A 17,233-nucleotide genomic window follows, 5' to 3' on the forward strand; every position below is an offset into this window, starting at 1 on the left:
CGCCAGCCCTGGGGAAGGCCAGCCGCTCGGATCAACCCGGGCAGAGCTCAGATCGAGAAGTCGACGGGGGCAGCCCGCTCGCGCGGGATGCCCTTCTCGCGGGCCTGGTTGGCCAGATCCTCGATGCTCAGGGCGTCGAGCCTCTTGACCGCCTCCTCCTGGAGCTCGGCCCAGAGCGGACGGACGACCTCCTGGCCCAGGCGGGATCCCGGCGGCAGCGCCTCCTCGTCATCGGCCGCCGTCTCCAGCGACCTGATGGCGCGGACGATCTCGCCGACGGTGATCCGCCGGCGCTCCCGCGCCAGGCGATAGCCGCCGCGGGGCCCACGCACCCCGGTCAGGATGTCGACCCGGACCAGTTGCTGCAGCACCTGCTCCAGATATCGGCGCGGGATGCCCTGGCGCTTGGTGATCTCGGCGCTCTGCACCGGCGTGTCGACGGCGTTGTAAGCGATGTCGAGAACCGCTTCGATCGCGAACAGCATCTTCTTCGGCAGGCGGAACATCCGTCAGGCTCCCGTTCCGGTGGATCCATAGCCGCCCGTGCCGCGGGCAGTGGTGTCGAGGCTCGGCCGCTCGTCCCAGGCCACGGTCGCGTGGCGGGCCACGACCATCTGGGCGATGCGCATGCCCCGGGTGATGGCGACAGGCTCGTCGCCATGGTTGATCAGCACCACGCCGATCTCGCCCCGATAGTCGGAATCGATCGTGCCGGGCGCGTTGACGATGGTGATGCCGTGCTTGAGGGCGAGGCCGGAGCGCGGGCGCACCTGCGCCTCCCAGCCGGCCGGCAGGGCGATGGCGATGCCGGTCGGGATCAGCGCCCGGCGGCCGGGCGCCACCGTCACTGGTTCCGCCACCGCCGCGAGCAGGTCCAGCCCGGCCGACTGCGCGGTGGCGGCGGCGGGCAGGGGCAGGTCGGCGCCATGCGGCAGTCGGGTGACGGCGATGGAAACGGCTTCGGTCATCGGCTCGCGATCAGCCTTTCTCGAAATGGCGGGCGATCGCGCCGGCCAGGCGGGTGCCGATATCGGCCTTGCTCAGTCGCGGCCAGGTCTGGGCGCCGTCGGTGGTGATCAGGTGCAGGATGTTCGAATCACCACCGAAGGCCTGGGTGCCGGGCGACACGTCATTGGCCAGGATCCAGTCGCAGCCCTTGCGGGCGCGCTTGGCCTGGGCGTGGGCGATCACGTTCTCGGTCTCGGCGGCGAAGCCGACCACCAGGGCCGGCCGGTCGGGGCCGGGGGCGCTCAGCGTCGCCAGGATGTCGGGGTTTTCCGCCAGGGCCAGGGCCGGCGGCCCGCCGGCGCCCTTCTTGATCTTCTGGCTGGATGGCGTGGCGACGCGCCAGTCGGCTACGGCGGCGGCGCAGATTGCGGCGTCGGCGGGCAAGGCCGCGCGGCAGGCGGCCAGCATCTCGTCGGCCGTCTCGATCGGCACCAGGGTGACGCCGTGCGGCGCCGACTCATGGGTCGGGCCGCTCACCAGCGTCACCCGCGCCCCAGCTTGACACAGAGCGGTGGCGATGGCGTGGCCCTGCTTGCCGGAGGAACGGTTGGCGATATAGCGCACCGGGTCGATCGGCTCATGCGTCGGGCCGCTGGTGACGATGATATGGCGGTCCTGCAGCGGGCCGCCGGTGCCGAAGCGGTCGAATTCGGTGAAATAGACCTCGACGGCGGCGACGATCTCCAGCGGCTCGGCCATGCGGCCGAACCCGTATTCGCCGCAGGCCATCTCGCCCTGGTTCGGCCCGACCAAGCGCACACCGCGGCGCTGCAGCAGCGCCAGGTTGTCCCGGGTCGCCGGATGGTCCCACATCCGGACGTTCATCGCCGGCGCCGCCAGCACCGGCTTGTCGGTGGCCAGCAACGCGGTGGTGGCCAAGTCATCAGCCAAGCCGGCCGCCATCCGGGCCAGGATGTTGGCGGTGGCCGGCGCCACCACCAGCAGGTCGGCGTCGCGCGACAGCCGGATGTGGCCCATCTCCGATTCGTCGGTCAGCGAGAACAACTCGCCATAGACCTTGTCCTCGGTCAGGGCCGAGACGGCGAGGGGGGTGACGAATTCGGTCGCGGATTTGGTCAGGATGCAGCGCACCCGGGCACCGCGCTCGCGCAGGCGCCGGATCAGGTCCAGCGACTTGTAGGCGGCGATGCCGCCGGCGATGACCAGCAGGATGCGGCGGTCACGCAGCGTCAGCGTCACGGCAGGGTCCCAGGGCGGCGGAAGGCGAATTACATCGCATGAATGTTCTTTAGGGCGCCCAGCCGGATTCGGCAAGCCCTACAATCGCCGCTTGCGACGAAATGCGCGACAGGGGGCGTGAAATCCGGTGCGCTCCGGGCCTGATCAGATCTCGCAATATTCGTCAGCAGGCGTGCCAAACTGAGCCCTGTGCGCGTTCCAGAACGCCATCAGGGCCGCGGTTTCTTCTTCGATGCGCTGGCGCTCTGTTTTCGGAGGCTGATCGTCTGAAGCCTTCTTTCGCTCACGGTCGGGCATGGTGCCTCCTCTTCGAAAGCCTCAAATCCGCCAGCCCGAATGGATCGCGGCGATGCCGGCCGACAGGTTGGTCCAGCGCACTCGCTCCAGCCCGGCGGCCTCGATTCGCTCGGCCAGGCTCGGCTGGTCGGGGAAGCGGCGGATGCTCTCGACCAAGTAGCGGTAGCTGTCCTCGTCCTTGGCCACCACCTTGCCCATGCGTGGGATCACGGCGCGGGAATAGAGGTCGTAGGCGCGATCCAGGCCGGGCAGGACGACCTTGCTGAACTCCAGGCAGAAGAAGCGCCCGCCCGGCTTCAGCACCCGCCGCGCCTCGCGCAGCGCGTCGTCGATCCGGGTCACGTTCCGCAGGCCGAAGGAGATGGTGTAGACGTCGACCGACCGGTCGGCGACCGGCAGCGATTCGGCGTTGCCGACCATGTGCAGGATCGGGCCGACCCGGCCGCGGTCGATCGCCCGGTCGCGGCCGACCGCGACCATGCCTTCGGTCAGGTCGCAGATGATGGCGCGGGCGCCCTGGCCTGCGCCGTCCACGCCGGCGCGGTCGAGGAAGCGGAAGGCGATGTCGCCGGTGCCGCCGGCCACGTCCAGCAGGATCTCGCCCGGACGGGGGCGGATCGCGGCGATGAACTGCGCCTTCCACAGCCGGTGGACGCCGCCGCTCATCAGGTCGTTCATCAGGTCGTAGCGCTGGGCCACGCTGCTGAAGACGCCATGGACGCGGTGGGTCTTCTCCGTCGGGTCGACCTCGGTGTCGCCGAACCAGCGGGACTCGGGATTGTGGGGCGCGTCGCTCATGGCCGGGACCATAGCGTCCGCCGCCGGGTCGTGCCAGTGTGCCGGCCATGCCCGAGCTACCCGAAGTCGAGACCGTTCGCCGCGGCCTTGTGCCCGTCCTGGAAGGCCAGCGCCTGGCCCGCGTCGAGCAGCGCCGCCCCGACCTGCGTTTCCCGCTGCCCGAGCGGATGGTCGAGCGGCTGACCGGCCGCCGCGTCGTCCGCCTGGACCGCCGCGCCAAATACCTGCTGATCCATCTCGACGACGGCATGGTGCTGCTGATCCATCTCGGCATGTCGGGCCGGATGATGGTCACCCAGGGCCGACCGCAGAGCGTCAGCCCGCACGACCATGTGGTGTTCGAGACGGAAGCCGGGTCGGTCGTCACCTTCAACGACGCCCGCCGCTTCGGCATGATGGACCTGGTCAGCCAGAACGCGCTGCACACCCACAAGGCACTGGAGGCGCTGGGGCCGGAACCGTTGTCGGACGAGTTCGACGCCGCCTATCTGGACCAGGTGCTGGCCCGCAAGATCACGCCGATCAAGGCGGCGCTGCTGGACCAGCGCGTGGTCGCCGGTCTCGGCAACATCTATGTCTGCGAGGCGCTGTGGGCGGCGCACATCTCGCCCCGCCGGGTCGCGGCCTCGGTGGCCGGGGTGCGGGCGGCGCGGCTGGTGCCGGAGATCAAGGCGGTGCTGCAGCGCGCCATTGAGGCCGGCGGATCGTCTTTGCGCGACTATGTCCAGGTCGACGGCGAGCTTGGCTATTTCCAGCATTCCTGGTCGGTCTACGACCGCGAGGGCGAGCCGTGCCGGACGCCGGGATGCCGTGGCACCGTGCGGCGCCTGGTCCAGTCCGGCCGCAGCACCTTCTTCTGCCCGGTCTGCCAGCGCTGACCGGGCGTTCGATCAATCGAAGATGCGGAGGAGCGTTTCATGACCGCAAGCTACGAGACCATCCTGGTCGAGACCCGGGGGCGGGTCGGCCTGATCACGCTGAACCGGCCGCAGGCGTTGAACGCCCTGAACGACGCGATCTTCCGGGACCTCGCCCAGGCCCTGATGGCCTTCGACGCGGATGACGGCGTCGGCGCCGTCGTCCTGACCGGGTCGGAAAAGGCCTTCGCCGCCGGGGCCGATATCAAGGAGATGGCGTCGAAGGACTTCATCGCCGCCTATCGCGGCAACCTGATCGAGAACTGGACCTGCATCACCAAGCTGCGCAAGCCGATCATCGCCGCTGTCGCCGGCTACGCCCTCGGCGGCGGCTGCGAGATCGCGATGATGTGCGACTTCATCATCGCTGCCGACACGGCGAAGTTCGGCCAGCCGGAGATCAAGCTGGGCACCATCCCCGGCTCCGGCGGCACCCAGCGGCTGACCAAGCTGATCGGCCGGTCGAAGGCGATGGACCTGGTTCTGACCGGCCGGATGATGGATGCGGCGGAGGCCGAGCGGTCGGGGCTGGTCGCCCGCGTCGTGCCGGCGGCCGAGTTGCTGGACGTGGCGGTGAAGGCGGCGGAGACCATCGCCGGTTATTCCCTGCCGATCGCGATGATGGCGAAGGAGGCGGTGCACCGCGCCGACGAGACGCCGCTGGCCGAGGGCATCCTGTTCGAGCGGCGGCTGTTCCACGCCACCTTCGCCACCGACGATCGCCGCGAGGGCATGGCCGCCTTCGCCGAGAAGCGTCCGGCAGCGTTCAAACACCGCTGACCCGAACGAAAACAGCGGGCCCGAGCGCCCGCCGTTTCCAGTCATTCCAGTGCCTGCGCCTCAGTCGCGGCCGGGACCGACCGCCCAGGCGCCGGGGCCGAAGGCGGTGACCATGAGGAGGCCGCCGGCGATGGCGAGGTTCTTCATCGCGTGCAACTGGTTCATCGCCGCGTCGGCATCGGTCATCGTCCAGAAGTGATGGACCAGGACGATGGTCAGGAGAACGAACCCGGCCATGATGAAGGCGGCGATGCGCGAGAACAGACCGAGGATCAACAGGATGCCGCCGCCGAGCTCGACCAGGATGGTCAGCGCGGCGAACAGCTGCGGCACCGGCAGGCCGTTCGAGGCGACGTAGCCGACGGTGCCCTCGAAGCCGGTCAGCTTCATCCAGCCGGACACCACGAACAGGACGGCGAGGAAGATGCGGGCGAAAAAGGCGAAGAACGAGGAGAAGGCCGACATTTCACCATCCGAGCGAGTTGATTCGATGCGACACTATGACATCAACCGCTTCGCTCGGATGGAGAAATCTGCAGAAACAGTGTGTTGACGGGCAGCGGCCTCAGCTCTTCACCTCGAAGCCGGCGCCGGTGGCGAACTTCCACAGATTGCGGTAGCCCAGCCGGGCATAGGTCAGCGGGTGCGCCTTGGCCGGATCCTGCTCGGCCTCCACCACCATCCAGCCGCTATAGCTCTTCGGCAGGGCGTCGAAGATCCGCGGGAAATCGATCAGGCCGTCGCCGGGCACGGTGAACAGCCCGCCGATGACGCCGTCGAGGAAGCTCCAATCCTCGTCGTGCACGGTCTGCAGCACGTCGCGGCGCACATCCTTGGCGTGGACGTGGTTGATCCGGCTGGCATAGCGCTTGGCCAGCGCCGCCGGGTCGCCGCCGGCCACGGTCATGTGGCCCGAATCCAGCAGCAGCCCGACCGACAGGCCTGTGTGCTGCATCAGAAGGTCGACCTCGGCCTCGCTCTGCACCAGCGTGCCCATGTGGTGGTGATAGGCCAGCCGGACGCCGCGCTTCGCCATGTGGTCGCCGACGGCGGTCAGCTTGCGGCCGAACTCCGGCCAGGTATCCTCCGGCAGGGTCGGGCGCTGCGACAGCGGCGTGCCGCGGTCGCCGTGCACGGCGCCGGAGGTGTCGCAGAACACCATGACTTTGCAGCCGAGCGCGGCGAGCAGGGCGAGGTGCGGCTCCATCGCCTCGATTTCCTGATCGACCGACCGGCCAATCAGGTTGGCGCTGTACCAGCCGGAGATCAGGGCCAGGCGGTGCGCCCCCAGGATCGGCCGCAGCTTGTCGGCCTGGCGCGGGAATTTGTTGCCCAGCTCGATGCCAGTGAAGCCGGCCTCGCGCGCCTCGAACAGGCAAGTCTCGAGTGGCGTCTCGCCGCCCAGCTCCGGCAGGTCGTCGTTGCTCCAGGCGATCGGGTTGGTGCCGAGGGTGACGGTCATCGCGGCGGTCTCGTCGGGTTCGTGTGCAGGGAATGGATCAGGCGTCGTGCCCGGTGACGGGATGTCCGGCCAGTTGTTCCTCATAACCGGCGCGGGCCCGGCGCACCGGGTCGCGGTCGGAGACCTCGGGGACGGCCACGTCCCACCAGGCGCCGCCAGCCTCGGTCGTCACCACCGGGTCGGTGTCGACAACGATGACGGTGGTCTGGTCGGTAGCCTTGGCGCGCAGCAGCGCCCCTTCCAGCTCGGCGATGCCCGAGACCTTCTCCGACACAGCCCCCATGCTGGCGGCATGCAGGGCGAAGTCGATCGGCTGGGCGCCGTCGATGTCGCGGAACAGGTTGTTGAAGGAGGCGCCGCCGGTCGCGTTCTGCAGCCGGTTGATGCAGCCGAAGCCGCGGTTGTCGAGCACGACGATGGTCAGCTTGACGCCCTGCTGCACCGCGGTTGCGATCTCGGAGTTCATCATCATGTAGCTGCCGTCGCCGACCAGGACATAGACCTCGCGGTCCGGCCGGGCCAGCTTGACCCCGAGGCCGCCGGCGATCTCATAGCCCATGCAGGAATAGCCATATTCCAGGTGGTAGCCGCCCGGCGCATCGGTGCGCCACAGCTTGTGCAACTCGCCCGGCAGGCCGCCGGAGGCGCAGACCACGATGGCGCCGCGCCCGGCCGCCCGGTTGACGGCGCCCAGCACCTGGGCGTCGGAGGGCAGGGGGGCATTGCTGGCGGCGGTGGCGCGATCGACCGACGCGGTCCACTCCGCGATCAGCCCCTTCGTCCGGTCGGACTGGGCCTTCGGCGCGGTCCAGGAGCCCAAAGCCTCGGACAGCTCGTCGAGGCCACGGCGGGCGTCGGCGACCAGCGGCAGGGCACCGTGCTTGCCGGCGTCGAACACGGCGGCGTTCAGCTGGATCAGCGTCCGCCCCGGTGCCCGGAACAGGGCACGGGAGCCGGTGGTGAAGTCCTGCAGCCGGGTGCCGACCGCCAGCACGACATCGGCGTCGACTGCCAGCGCATTGGCGGCGCTGCTGCCGGTAACTCCGATCGAGCCGGCATTGGCCGGGTGGTTCCAGGCCAGGCTGCCCTTGCCGGCCTGGGTCTCGGCCACCGGCAGGCCGTGGCGCTCGGCGAATGCGGCAAGGGCTTTGGCGGCGCCGGAATACAGCACGCCGCCGCCGGCGATCACCAGCGGCCGCTCGGCCTTCCGCAGCGCCGCGACGACCTGGGCCAACTCGGCCTCGTCCGCACCGGGGCGGCGGATCCGGTGCACCTGGTCCTCGAAAAACCAGGCCGGGAAGTCGTAGGCCTCGGCCTGGACGTCCTGGCACAGCGCCAGCGTCACGGGCCCGCATTCGGCCGGATCGGTCAGCACCGCCAGGGCGCGGGGCAGGGCGGTCAGGATCTGCTCCGGCCGGGTGATCCGGTCAAAATAGCGCGACACCGGGCGGAAGCAGTCATTGGCGCTGACCGTGCCGTCGCCGAAATCCTCGACCTGCTGCAGCACCGGGTCGGGCCGGCGGCTGGCATAAATGTCGCCGGGCAGCAGCAGCACCGGCAGCCGGTCGACATGGGCCAAGGCGGCCGCCGTCACCAAGTTGGTGGCGCCCGGGCCGATCGAGGTGGTGACCGCCATCATCCGGCGCCGGAACTTCGCCTTGGCATAGGCGACCGCGGACAGGGCCATGGCCTGCTCGTTATGCGCCCGCAGCGTCGGCAGGTCCTCGCGATGAGCGTACAGCGCCTCGCCCATGCCGGCGACATTGCCGTGGCCGAAGATCGCCCAGCAGCCGGCGAACAGGCGCTCGCGCCGGCCCCCGTCATCCTCGGTCCATTGCGCGGCGAGGTGGCGCACCAGGGCCTGCGCCATGGTCAAACGCACGGTTCCCATCCCTATCGCTCCTTCAGGCCGCGGCTTGCGCTGCGGCGCGGGCATTCTCCCAGGCGGCGATCAGGCTGCCATAGCTGGCGGCCATCCGTCTCACCGCTTCGTCATCATCGATGCGCCCGGCGATCCAGTCCTCGGCGGCGCGGCCGAAGATGGTGCGGCCGACCGCGAAGCCGCGGCACCAGGGCTGGCGGGCGGCCAGGGTGAAGGCGGCCGTCAGCTCCTCCTCCGGCGCTTCCAGCCCGAGGAGCACCACGCCGCGGCAATGCGGGTCGCGCCGGGCGATTACCTCCTGGATGGCATGCCACGCCGCTTCGGAGGGCGGCGGCGGCAGCTTCCACCAGTCCGGGTGGATGCCGATGCCGTAGAGATGGTCCAGCGCCCGGGCCACGGTGCGGTCATCGGCCGGCATCGACTTCGGCGGGATCACCTCGATCAGCAGCTCGTGCCGGGTGGCCCGGCTGGCGTCGAACAGGGCCAATAGCTGGCGGTCCTGTTCGGCCTGGATCTGCGGCGGGTCGTCCGGGTGGTACTGCACCAGGCACTTCACCACATGCTCCAGCGGCCATTCCCGCAGGGTGACGCCGACATCCGGACCGCCCTCGAAGCGCAGCGGGCGCGATCCCGGCAGCTCGATCGGTCGGCCGATCCAGGCGCCGCTGCCGGCGGCGGCAAACAGCGCCTCGCTGCCCAGCCGCCCGTCGATCAGCACGCCGAAGCCGGGCCGGTCGCCATGCGCCTGCTTCGCCGCCTGCCAGGCCAGCAGCTTGAACTCGCCGATCCGCTCCGGGTCGACGCCGTGGCGCGCGACCATCTCCTCCAGCTGCGAGCGATGGTCGAAGGCCATGGCATGGACCTCGGGCCAGTCGCGGATCCGGGTCGTCGCCCAGTGCACCTGGTTGAGGGTGGGGTCTTCGCGCAGCCGGTGATGGGCGCTGCCCCCGGCCAGGAACTGCGACAGCTCGGTCCAGCTGGGGTAGGAGGGCGCGCAGCCGTGCCGCGACACGGCGAAGGCGCCGCAGGCATTGGCGTAACGGCAGGCGGCCTCGACCGGCTCGTCGCGCAGCCAGCCGCGCAGGAAGCCGGCCATGAAGCCGTCGCCGGCGCCCAGCACGTTGTAGACCTCGACCGGGAAGCCGGGGCCCTTCACCCCCTGCTCGATGTCGTCCGGGATCGCTCCCGGGAACACGACGCAGCCCATCGGCCCGCGCTTGACCACGATGGTGGCGGCGCTCAGCTCGCGGACCCGGCGCAGCGCCGCCAGCGTGTCGGTGGCGCCGCCGGCGATGTGGATCTCCTCCTCGGTGCCGACGATCAGGTCGCACTCCGGCAGGATCGCCTGCAGATGGGTGGTGACGGCCGAGCTCTCGACGAAGCGCTCCTCGCCCAGCCCGTGGCCGGTCAGGGCCCACAGCACCGGGCGGTAGTCGATGTCCAGCGCCACCTTGCGGCCATGGGCATGGGCCAGCCGCATCGCCTTCCGGCTCATCGCCGCGACCGAGGGGGTGGAGAAATGGGTGCCGGTGACGACCACGGCGCGGGCCGAGGCGATGAAGGCCTCGTCGATATCGTCCTCGGTCAGCGCCATGTCGGCGCAGTCCTCGCGGTAGAAGATCAGCGGGAAGGTGTGGCGGTCGCGGATGCCGAGGATGACCAGAGCGGTCAGCCGCTGCTTGTCGCTGATGACATGGCTGGTGTCGACGCCCTCGGCCGCCAGCTGCTCGCGGATGAAGCGGCCCATATGCTCGTCGCCGACCCGGGTCAGCAGGGCGGTGCGCAGGCCCAGCCGGGCGCCGCCGACCGAGATGTTGGTCGGGCAGCCGCCGACATATTTGGCGAAGGACGCCATGTCCTCCAGCCGGCCGCCGACCTGCTCGCCATAGAGGTCGACCGAGGACCGGCCGATGCAGATGACGTCGAGCACCGGATCAGCCATGACGCGAGCCCCCCTCCGGGCGCCAGAACTCGGCCTGGGCGTCCATGGTCCAGCGATGCTCCTCGGTGAACTCCGGCACGGTGTAGGGGTTGCCGGCCAGATGCCGGATCACCCAGGCGTAGTACATGCCGTAGCCGGGCGCGGCGCATTGCGCGTGGTCGAAGCCGTCGAAGATCTTGATGGTGTCGTTCGCCCGCACCTTCAGCACCGTCTCGCCCAGCTCGGCATGGCCATAGCCGCGCGGATCGGTGAAGCGGTAGTGGTAGATCTCCGGCTGCGGGTGGTGGTGCGGCGGATAGCTCGACCAGCGGCCGGGGAAGGTCACCACCTCGCCCAGCACCAGCTCGGCATTCGGGTCGCTGTTGCGCAGGTCGAAGATGGTGCGGACATAGCGGTAGCAGGCGTCGTCGACCTGATCCTTGCCGCGATGCTCGTTCGGCACGTCCGCCGGCTGGAACAGGCGCGACGGGAACGGCTTGGCGTTCTTCGCCTCGTAGACCGTGAACTCGGCCTCGGTCTCGGCCGAAAGCCGCACCCGGGCGCCRGCGGCGACATGGACGGCGCTGGCCGATTCATCGAACAGCGACGCTCGCGTGAAGCGCACGGACTGGTTGTCCACGTTCGCCTCGGCGGTGCCGGACATCAGCAGCCAAGCGGTCTCGTTCGCGGTCTCGATCTCGCGGCTCTCGCCTGGCGCCAGCTTCAGCACCGAGACGGCGATGCCGGTGTCGTCCTCGGGCTCGTCGAAACGGGTGATCTGCGTCAGCCCCGGGCCGAAGCCGCCGCGGTGGCCGGTCAGATGGCGGGTCATTGCTGGTCCTCCCCAGGGCGATTTCGGTCAAATAGAACAAATATTCCATTTGACTGCAACCTCAGAATTCTGATTTTTCTATCGCAGCAGGCTGCCGCCGGGCCGATGATCCGGCGCACCGCGAAAGGGAGAACCATGCTCAAGATCTGCCAGTTCGGTGCCGGACGGATCGGGAAGATCCATGCCGACAACATCGCCCGGAACCCGCGGACGCAACTGGTCACCGTGGTCGACGTTCATCGCGAGTCGGCCGAGGCGCTGGCGAAGCAGCATGGCGCCGCGGTCGGGGACGGCCTGGCGGCGCTGGACGGCGCCGACGCAGTGGTGAKCGCCAGCTCGACCGACACCCATGCCGACCTGATCGAGGCGGCCGCCAAGGCCGGCAAGGCAATCTTCTGCGAGAAGCCGATCGACCTCGACAGCGCCCGGGTCGAAGGCTGCCTCGACATCGTCGCCCAGGCCGGCGTGCCGCTGGCGCTCGGCTTCAACCGGCGTTTCGACCCCAGCTTCGAGGCGGTCCATGCCGGCATCGCCGAGGGCCGCATCGGCAAGGTCGAGCTGGTGGCGATCACCAGCCGCGATCCCGGCCCGCCGCCGGCCAGCTACATCCGCGTCTCCGGCGGGCTGTTCCGGGACATGATGATCCACGATTTCGACATCGCCCGCTGGCTGCTGGGCGAGGAGCCGGTGGAGATCTACGCGACGGCCAGCAACCTGGTCGACCCGGCGATCGGCGCCGAGGGCGACGTCGACACCGCGGTGGTCACGCTGAAGACCGCGGGCGGCGCCATCGCCCAGATCTCGAACAGCCGCCGCGCCGTCTACGGCTACGACCAGCGGGTCGAGGCCTTCGGCTCGCTCGGCATGCTGCGGGCCGAGAACCGGGCCGCGACTACGGTCGAATATGCCGGCGCCGATGGGGTGGTGCGGGACAAGCCGCTGCATTTCTTCCTGGAACGCTATGCCGAGGCCTATCGGCGCGAGCTCGACGACTTCATCGACGCGGTGCTGGAGGGACGGGCGCCCCGGGCCGGCGGCGAGGATGGCAGGCGCGCCCTCCTGCTCGCCGACGCGGCGTGGGAATCGGTGAAGACCGGCGCCCCGGTGCGGCTGTCACGCTGAGTCATCCTCGAATTGTCCTGCGAAAGATTCTCTCCGGCCTCGGCCGAACGCCTATGGTCAAGGCGCTCGGCCTGAGGTTATAGTTCGGCCGGGTGTCTTCTGTAGGCTCGGCTGAGGGGTAGAGAGACGTTACTTCGCCCGCGGGTGGTCGTCACGCGCGGGCTGGTTGTCTCTAGGTAACGAATGGTCGTCTCGACAAAAACGTTCAGACCGTCCAGCACCGGCGCAAATCCGGTTGCGAGCGGACAGATTCTGGTTTCCGCTCGCGGAAGCCGCACCCTTGGTCCTGGTGCAGCACTTTCTCTTGGAGTTTCAGTTCAATGATGAACCGACGTCATCCGCCGCGCGTCGGAGGCGGCGAATATCGCCGTGACGTGACGGCAGTGGTCAAGTGGTTCAATGCGACGAAGGGCTTCGGCTTCGTCCAGGTGACGGACGGTTCGCCGGATGCGTTCCTGCACGCCTCGGTCGTGGAACAGTCCGGCCATCGCGAGATGTATGAGGGCACGAAGATCGTCTGCGACATCGCAGAAGGTCAGAAGGGCCCGCAGGTCGCGGTGATCCATCGTGTCGAGGAACTCGGCGCTCCGCCCGCCGGTGGCGGCGGTGCCGGCGCCGGCGGCTTCCGGCCCAACCGCTTCGGCGACCGCGGTGATCGCGGCGGCTTCGGCGGTGGTGGTGGCGGCGGCTTCGGTGGCGGTGGCGGCTTCGGCGGTGATCGCGGCGGTTTCGGCGGCGATCGCGGCGGCTTCAGCGGGCCGGCGACCGAGGTCGAGGGCACGGTGAAGTTCTTCAATGCCGAGAAGGGCTTCGGGTTCGTGACGCCGGATGACGGCGGCAAGGACGTCTACGTCGCCTCGCGCGCTCTGCAGAAGGCCGGCCTGCCGAGCCTGAACAGCGAGCAGCGGGTTCGCCTGACGGTCCGCATGGGCCAGAAGGGCCCGATGGCGGAAGCCGTCCAGCTGCTGTGACGGCGGACACGGCCCGGGGGCGACCCCGGGCCGTTGCCTTTCGTGGCCGAGCCTCGCTCCGGCCCATCTGATCGCGTGCCCGACGATAAATCAGGGCCCCGCGCGAAATTCACGCGCGAACTGCCGGCGGTGCGACGCCGGGCGCTGATCGAAGCCACGGCCCGATGCCTGGCCGAACGCGGCCATGCCGCGACATCGGTGCGCGAGGTGTGCGCCCGTGCCGGCGTCTCGCCGGGCTTGGTACGCCATTATTTCGGCGGCATCGACACCCTGATCGCCGAAACTTACCGGTCCATCGGCAGCCATGTTGCCGAGACCCTGACCGTCGCGCTGGACGCGGCGGACGCCACGCCCGAAACGCGCCTGCGCGCATTCATCGACGCCAGCTTCCGGCCGCCGGTGCTGGACCCCGACCTGCTGTCGATCTGGCTGTCCTTCTGGGCCCTGGTGCGCCGCGACGAGTCGATCCGGCAGATCCATCGCGACGTCTATGCCGCCTATCGCCGCCGGCTCGAAGGGCTGATCGCCGAGGCGGTCGGCGGCCGGTCGCGCCGGGTCGACGCGGCGCTGGCGGCGCTGGCCTTCACCGCCATGCTCGACGGGCTGTGGCTTGAGCTCTGCCTCGATCCTTCTGTGTTCACGCCGGGGGATGCGGTGCGCATCGCCAATGGCTGGGTCGACGGCCTCCTGTCCGGCAACGCCATGGGGCTGACGACGGAGGCTTAGCCTTCGCCCCGCAGCAGCGCCCGGTTCTCCCGCATCAGCCGGACGATGCGATCGATCACGGCGCGGACCGCCGGGTGGCGACGCTCGTCCTGGTGCAGCACCAGCCATTGCTGGTGGCGCAACTCCTCGATCTCCCGCAGCCGCTCCAGCTCCGGATCGGCGTCGCCGACGAAGCAGGGCAGCACCGCTTGGCCGATGCCGCGGCGCAGCAGGTCCAGGATCAGCCGCGGATCGTTGCCGCGGACCACGGTGGCGGCAGCGTGCCGCTCTGCCACCCAGCGGGCTGAGGGGGTGACGGCGCCGTCGCCGGTGACGCCGATCCAGCGCCCCTCCAGCGCGTCACCGCGCCGGCCATAGACAGCGAAGGCGACGTCGCCGGTGCGCCGCCCGGCCAGCCAGGGCTCTTCCGGCCGACGGTTGCGCACGCCGATATCGGCTTGGCCACGGGCGATATCGAGCCGGGCATTGGCGGCGACGAAGTCGATCGTCCAGGGTTCGACGGGCGACCACAGCGCGTCGATGTGCCGGGCCAGGAACCACGAGGTCCAGGTCCCGGCCGAGATCCGCACGGTACGGCGCGGCGACAGCCCGTCGCGCCAGCGCTCGATGCCGGTGGCCGCCGCCTCCATCTCCTCGGCCTGGACCAGGAACTGGCGGCCCTGCTCGGTCAGCCGGTAGCCCAGCCGCTCGCGCACGAACAGGCGCTGGCCCAGGCTGCGCTCCAGCGCCGTCATCCGCCGCCCCAGCGTGGCCGGGCTGGAGCCCGCCTGGCGGGCTGCCGCGCTCAGCCCTTCGCCGCGGGCCACGGCCATGAACAGGCGGATGTCCTCCCAATCGACCGGGCTTTTCATTCCTGCAACGCTCATTTCAGTGCTGCCTGTTTCAGGGCTGGATCATAGCCGATAGCCTTCCTGTGGTTGATCCACATTCTTTTCGACGATGAAAAGGCAAGCGCCATGACCGATCGAACCGAGACGCACCAGATCCCGATAATCCGCCTGTGGGATGGGCGCGAGGTGCCGCGCCTCGGCCTCGGCTGCTGGGCGATCGGCGGGCCGTTCTTCGCCGGCGACACGCCGCTCGGCTACGGCACGGTCGACGACGCGGAATCGATCGCGGCCGTACATTGCGCCGTCGACTTCGGCATCCGGTTCTTCGACACCGCCGATGTCTACGGCGCCGGCCATTCCGAGGCGGTGCTGGGCCAGGCGCTCGAGGGCCGCGACGAGGTCGTGATCGCGACCAAGCTCGGCAACCGCTTCGACCCGGCGACGAAACAGATGGCCGGCGGCATCGCGGACGGCGATCTGCGGCAGGAGACGCGCAGCGCAGTCGAGGCGTCGCTGCGCCGGCTGCGCCGCGACCGGATCGACTTGGTACAGTTGCACCTGAACGACTTGGCGGTCGAGCCGGCCGGCGAGGTGTTCGACGAGCTGGATCGGCTCCGCGCCGCTGGTGTCATCGGCGCCTATGGTTGGAGCACCGATTTCCCGGATCGGGCCGCGGTCTACGCCGGGCGGCCGGGCTTTGTCGCCGTGCAGCACGGCATGAACCTGTTCTTCGACGCGCCCGGCCTGCTCGGAGTGGTCGAGGCGCACGGCCTGATCTCGATCAACCGCTCGCCGCTGGCGATGGGGCTGCTCACCGGCAAGTTCGCGGCCGGGCAGGCGCTGCCGGCGGACGACGTCCGGTCCAACACCTTCGGCTGGATGGACTATTTCAAGGACGGCCGCGTGGTGCCCGGCTTCGCCGAGCGGCTGGATCGGATCCGGCACCTGCTCACGACCGGCGGCCGCAGCCCGGCCCAGGGGGCACTCGCCTGGCTTTGGGCCAAGTCGCCGCGGACGCTGCCGATTCCCGGCTTCCGGTCAGTGACGCAGGTGCGGGAGAACGCGGGCGCATTGGAGAAAGGGCCGTTGCCGGACGACGTCATGGCCGAAGTCGAGCGGCTGGTCGACCGCCCGCCGGAGGGCGCGGCGCGGGCGCGGTGAGGGCAGGGCGCTCCGATCGAATCGATGGGTTGACCTCCCTCCTCCGGCTGTTATACGGTCGTATAACAAGGCGGCCAAAAGGCCGCGGGAGGCCAGCCTATGATCGAAGCGATGCACCGGCGCGCCGAGACGCCGCAATCCGATACGAGCCTGCCGGATGACGATGTCAGCCTGCCGGCCTGGATCTATCGCGATCCCGAATTCTTCGCGGTCGAGCAGGAGGCGCTGTTCCGTTCTTCCTGGCAGGTGGTCTGCCACATCAACGACATCCCCGAGGCGGGAGACTTCCACACCTTCGAGTTCCTGGGCGAGAACGTGGTGGTGCTGCGCGGCCGTGACGGGCAGGTGCGGGCCTTCCACAATGTCTGCCGGCACCGCGCCGCCCGGCTGCTCGACGGGCCGAAAGGGCAGTGCGGCAGCCGCATCGTCTGTCCCTACCATGCCTGGACCTACGAGCATGACGGCCGGCTGATCGGCATGCCGCAGCGCTCCAGCTACGGCGATTTCGACTTCGGCAGCCATGGGCTGGTGCCGGTCGAGCACGAGGTGTTCTGCGGCTTCATCTTCATCCGCCTGGCCCCCGGCACGCCGAGCGTGGCCGAGATGATGGGCGGCTATGGCGAGGAGATGGCGGCGTACCGGATCGAGGAGATGGTGCCGCTGGGCCGGGTGACGCTGCGGCCGCGCTCGGTCAACTGGAAGAACGTCGCCGACAATTATTCCGACGGGCTGCACATCACCGTCGCCCATCCCGGGCTGACCCGGTTGTTCGGCCGCGGCTACGGCGTCGAGGCCAGACCCTGGGTCGACAAGATGTGGGGCCAGCTGCAGGAGCGGCCGTCCGTCGTGCTGTCGGAACGGGCCTATCAGCATTTCCTGCCGGAGGTCCCGCATCTGCCGCCGGAGCGGCAGCGGCTGTGGACCTATTTCAAGCTCTGGCCCAACATCGCCTTCGACATCTATCCGGACCAGATCGACTTCATGCAGTTCATCCCGGTCTCGCCGACCGAGACGATGATCCGCGAGATCGCCTATGTCCATCCGGACCACCGGCCTGAGATGAAGGCCGCGCGCTACCTGAACTGGCGGATCAACCGCTCGGTCAGCCTCGAGGACAAGACGCTGATCGACCGGGTGCAGGCCGGCATGGGCTCCTCCAGCTACACCGTCGGGCCGCTGGGCACCACCGAGGTCTGCCTGCGCAGCTTCGCCCGGGCGATGCGCCGGCTGATCCCGGAAAGCCGGCTGCACCGGCCGCCGCCGTCCGGCTGGAGCCTGCGGCGCGAGGCCTCGCAGGCGCCCGCCTTCGCGGCGGAATAAGATTCA

At 69.5% G+C, this 17,233-nt stretch carries 18 protein-coding genes; 7 read left to right on the top strand and 11 right to left on the bottom strand.

Going from position 1 to position 17,233, the window contains the following annotated elements:
• Nucleotides 1-47: 47 nt before the first annotated feature.
• The 5 genes from AB4Z01_RS01825 to AB4Z01_RS01845 form a co-directional block, all read right to left on the bottom strand.
• Nucleotides 48-506, bottom strand: a complete 459-nt coding sequence (locus AB4Z01_RS01825) for an RrF2 family transcriptional regulator (protein ID WP_429227651.1) — start codon at nucleotides 504-506, stop codon at nucleotides 48-50.
• A 3-nt stretch (nucleotides 507-509) separates the two neighbouring features.
• Nucleotides 510-968 (bottom strand): dUTP diphosphatase, encoded by a 459-nt coding sequence (dut, locus tag AB4Z01_RS01830; RefSeq protein ID WP_441689895.1) that lies wholly within the window; start codon nucleotides 966-968, stop codon nucleotides 510-512.
• Nucleotides 969-978: 10 nt separating this feature from the next.
• The gene (gene coaBC / locus AB4Z01_RS01835; RefSeq protein WP_441689898.1) at nucleotides 979-2,208 is read right to left on the bottom strand and encodes a bifunctional phosphopantothenoylcysteine decarboxylase/phosphopantothenate--cysteine ligase CoaBC; all 1,230 of its coding nucleotides are present in this window, start codon (nucleotides 2,206-2,208) and stop codon (nucleotides 979-981) included.
• Between the two features lie 144 nt (nucleotides 2,209-2,352).
• Nucleotides 2,353-2,505, bottom strand: coding sequence for a hypothetical protein (locus tag AB4Z01_RS01840; RefSeq protein WP_441689901.1), 153 nt, complete (start codon nucleotides 2,503-2,505; stop codon nucleotides 2,353-2,355).
• Between the two features lie 21 nt (nucleotides 2,506-2,526).
• Nucleotides 2,527-3,303, bottom strand: coding sequence for a class I SAM-dependent methyltransferase (locus tag AB4Z01_RS01845; RefSeq protein WP_441689904.1), 777 nt, complete (start codon nucleotides 3,301-3,303; stop codon nucleotides 2,527-2,529).
• Nucleotides 3,304-3,350: 47 nt separating this feature from the next.
• On the opposite strand from AB4Z01_RS01845, the gene mutM reads away from it, so the two are divergent.
• Together mutM and AB4Z01_RS01855 are read left to right on the top strand one after the other, a co-directional pair.
• Nucleotides 3,351-4,181 carry a bifunctional DNA-formamidopyrimidine glycosylase/DNA-(apurinic or apyrimidinic site) lyase gene (gene mutM, locus AB4Z01_RS01850; protein WP_441689907.1) on the top strand — a complete coding sequence of 277 codons (831 nt, stop codon included), beginning with the start codon at nucleotides 3,351-3,353 and terminating at the stop codon, nucleotides 4,179-4,181.
• A 39-nt stretch (nucleotides 4,182-4,220) separates the two neighbouring features.
• Nucleotides 4,221-5,000: an enoyl-CoA hydratase gene (locus tag AB4Z01_RS01855; RefSeq protein ID WP_441689909.1), complete on the top strand. Its 780-nt coding sequence runs from the start codon at nucleotides 4,221-4,223 to the stop codon at nucleotides 4,998-5,000.
• Between the two features lie 60 nt (nucleotides 5,001-5,060).
• Here the strand turns inward: AB4Z01_RS01855 and AB4Z01_RS01860 are convergent, their stop codons facing one another.
• From AB4Z01_RS01860 to AB4Z01_RS01880, 5 genes are all read right to left on the bottom strand, one after another.
• Complete coding sequence (locus AB4Z01_RS01860; protein ID WP_441689910.1) at nucleotides 5,061-5,465, bottom strand: DoxX family protein; 405 nt, start codon at nucleotides 5,463-5,465, stop codon at nucleotides 5,061-5,063.
• 100 nt (nucleotides 5,466-5,565) lie between these two features.
• Complete coding sequence (gene iolE, locus AB4Z01_RS01865) at nucleotides 5,566-6,462, bottom strand: myo-inosose-2 dehydratase (protein ID WP_441689912.1); 897 nt, start codon at nucleotides 6,460-6,462, stop codon at nucleotides 5,566-5,568.
• Nucleotides 6,463-6,499: 37 nt separating this feature from the next.
• Entirely contained in the window at nucleotides 6,500-8,353 is a 1,854-nt protein-coding gene (gene iolD / locus AB4Z01_RS01870; protein ID WP_441689913.1) for a 3D-(3,5/4)-trihydroxycyclohexane-1,2-dione acylhydrolase (decyclizing), read from the bottom strand.
• 13 nt (nucleotides 8,354-8,366) lie between these two features.
• Complete coding sequence (locus AB4Z01_RS01875) at nucleotides 8,367-10,286, bottom strand: bifunctional 5-dehydro-2-deoxygluconokinase/5-dehydro-2-deoxyphosphogluconate aldolase (protein WP_441689915.1); 1,920 nt, start codon at nucleotides 10,284-10,286, stop codon at nucleotides 8,367-8,369.
• A complete protein-coding gene (locus tag AB4Z01_RS01880) occupies nucleotides 10,279-11,097 on the bottom strand; it encodes a 5-deoxy-glucuronate isomerase (RefSeq protein ID WP_441689918.1) in 819 nt (272 codons plus the stop codon). Before AB4Z01_RS01880 ends, AB4Z01_RS01875 begins: the two co-directional genes overlap by 8 nt.
• Nucleotides 11,098-11,232: 135 nt before the next feature.
• Between AB4Z01_RS01880 and iolG the strand changes: the two genes are divergently transcribed.
• From iolG to betI, 3 genes are all read left to right on the top strand, one after another.
• On the top strand, nucleotides 11,233-12,219 hold the full coding sequence (gene iolG / locus AB4Z01_RS01885) for an inositol 2-dehydrogenase (protein WP_441689921.1): 987 nt from the start codon (nucleotides 11,233-11,235) through the stop codon (nucleotides 12,217-12,219).
• A 320-nt stretch (nucleotides 12,220-12,539) separates the two neighbouring features.
• Nucleotides 12,540-13,190 (top strand): cold-shock protein, encoded by a 651-nt coding sequence (locus AB4Z01_RS01890; RefSeq protein WP_441689924.1) that lies wholly within the window; start codon nucleotides 12,540-12,542, stop codon nucleotides 13,188-13,190.
• Nucleotides 13,191-13,319: 129 nt separating this feature from the next.
• A complete protein-coding gene (gene betI / locus AB4Z01_RS01895; RefSeq protein WP_441689927.1) occupies nucleotides 13,320-13,916 on the top strand; it encodes a transcriptional regulator BetI in 597 nt (198 codons plus the stop codon).
• On the opposite strand, the gene AB4Z01_RS01900 is transcribed toward betI, so the two are convergent.
• Nucleotides 13,913-14,767 carry a LysR family transcriptional regulator gene (locus tag AB4Z01_RS01900; protein ID WP_441689929.1) on the bottom strand — a complete coding sequence of 285 codons (855 nt, stop codon included), beginning with the start codon at nucleotides 14,765-14,767 and terminating at the stop codon, nucleotides 13,913-13,915. The genes betI and AB4Z01_RS01900 overlap by 4 nt on opposite strands.
• 105 nt (nucleotides 14,768-14,872) lie before the next feature.
• Here AB4Z01_RS01900 and AB4Z01_RS01905 point away from each other — a divergent pair, with 105 nt between their 5' ends.
• Nucleotides 14,873-15,907, top strand: coding sequence for an aldo/keto reductase (locus AB4Z01_RS01905; RefSeq protein ID WP_441689932.1), 1,035 nt, complete (start codon nucleotides 14,873-14,875; stop codon nucleotides 15,905-15,907).
• A gap of 99 nt (nucleotides 15,908-16,006) precedes the next feature.
• Nucleotides 16,007-17,227: an aromatic ring-hydroxylating oxygenase subunit alpha gene (locus AB4Z01_RS01910; RefSeq protein ID WP_441689934.1), complete on the top strand. Its 1,221-nt coding sequence runs from the start codon at nucleotides 16,007-16,009 to the stop codon at nucleotides 17,225-17,227.
• Nucleotides 17,228-17,233 lie beyond the last annotated feature (6 nt).

Origin of the sequence: Inquilinus sp. YAF38 (assembly GCF_052113205.1) — a bacterium.
In the GTDB taxonomy this organism is placed as follows: Bacteria; Pseudomonadota; Alphaproteobacteria; order DSM-16000; family Inquilinaceae; genus Inquilinus.

Coding starts and splice junctions, on each gene's coding strand:
- AB4Z01_RS01845 (WP_441689904.1), bottom strand. CDS start 3,303: ATGAGCGACGCGCCCCACAATCCCGAGTCCCGCTGGTTCGGCGACACC.
- mutM (WP_441689907.1), top strand. CDS start 3,351: ATGCCCGAGCTACCCGAAGTCGAGACCGTTCGCCGCGGCCTTGTGCCC.
- AB4Z01_RS01905 (WP_441689932.1), top strand. CDS start 14,873: ATGACCGATCGAACCGAGACGCACCAGATCCCGATAATCCGCCTGTGG.
- AB4Z01_RS01840 (WP_441689901.1), bottom strand. CDS start 2,505: ATGCCCGACCGTGAGCGAAAGAAGGCTTCAGACGATCAGCCTCCGAAA.
- AB4Z01_RS01855 (WP_441689909.1), top strand. CDS start 4,221: ATGACCGCAAGCTACGAGACCATCCTGGTCGAGACCCGGGGGCGGGTC.
- AB4Z01_RS01900 (WP_441689929.1), bottom strand. CDS start 14,767: ATGAAAAGCCCGGTCGATTGGGAGGACATCCGCCTGTTCATGGCCGTG.
- dut (WP_441689895.1), bottom strand. CDS start 968: ATGACCGAAGCCGTTTCCATCGCCGTCACCCGACTGCCGCATGGCGCC.
- iolD (WP_441689913.1), bottom strand. CDS start 8,353: ATGGGAACCGTGCGTTTGACCATGGCGCAGGCCCTGGTGCGCCACCTC.
- AB4Z01_RS01860 (WP_441689910.1), bottom strand. CDS start 5,465: ATGTCGGCCTTCTCCTCGTTCTTCGCCTTTTTCGCCCGCATCTTCCTC.
- AB4Z01_RS01910 (WP_441689934.1), top strand. CDS start 16,007: ATGATCGAAGCGATGCACCGGCGCGCCGAGACGCCGCAATCCGATACG.
- AB4Z01_RS01825 (WP_429227651.1), bottom strand. CDS start 506: ATGTTCCGCCTGCCGAAGAAGATGCTGTTCGCGATCGAAGCGGTTCTC.
- iolE (WP_441689912.1), bottom strand. CDS start 6,462: ATGACCGTCACCCTCGGCACCAACCCGATCGCCTGGAGCAACGACGAC.
- AB4Z01_RS01875 (WP_441689915.1), bottom strand. CDS start 10,286: ATGGCTGATCCGGTGCTCGACGTCATCTGCATCGGCCGGTCCTCGGTC.
- AB4Z01_RS01890 (WP_441689924.1), top strand. CDS start 12,540: ATGATGAACCGACGTCATCCGCCGCGCGTCGGAGGCGGCGAATATCGC.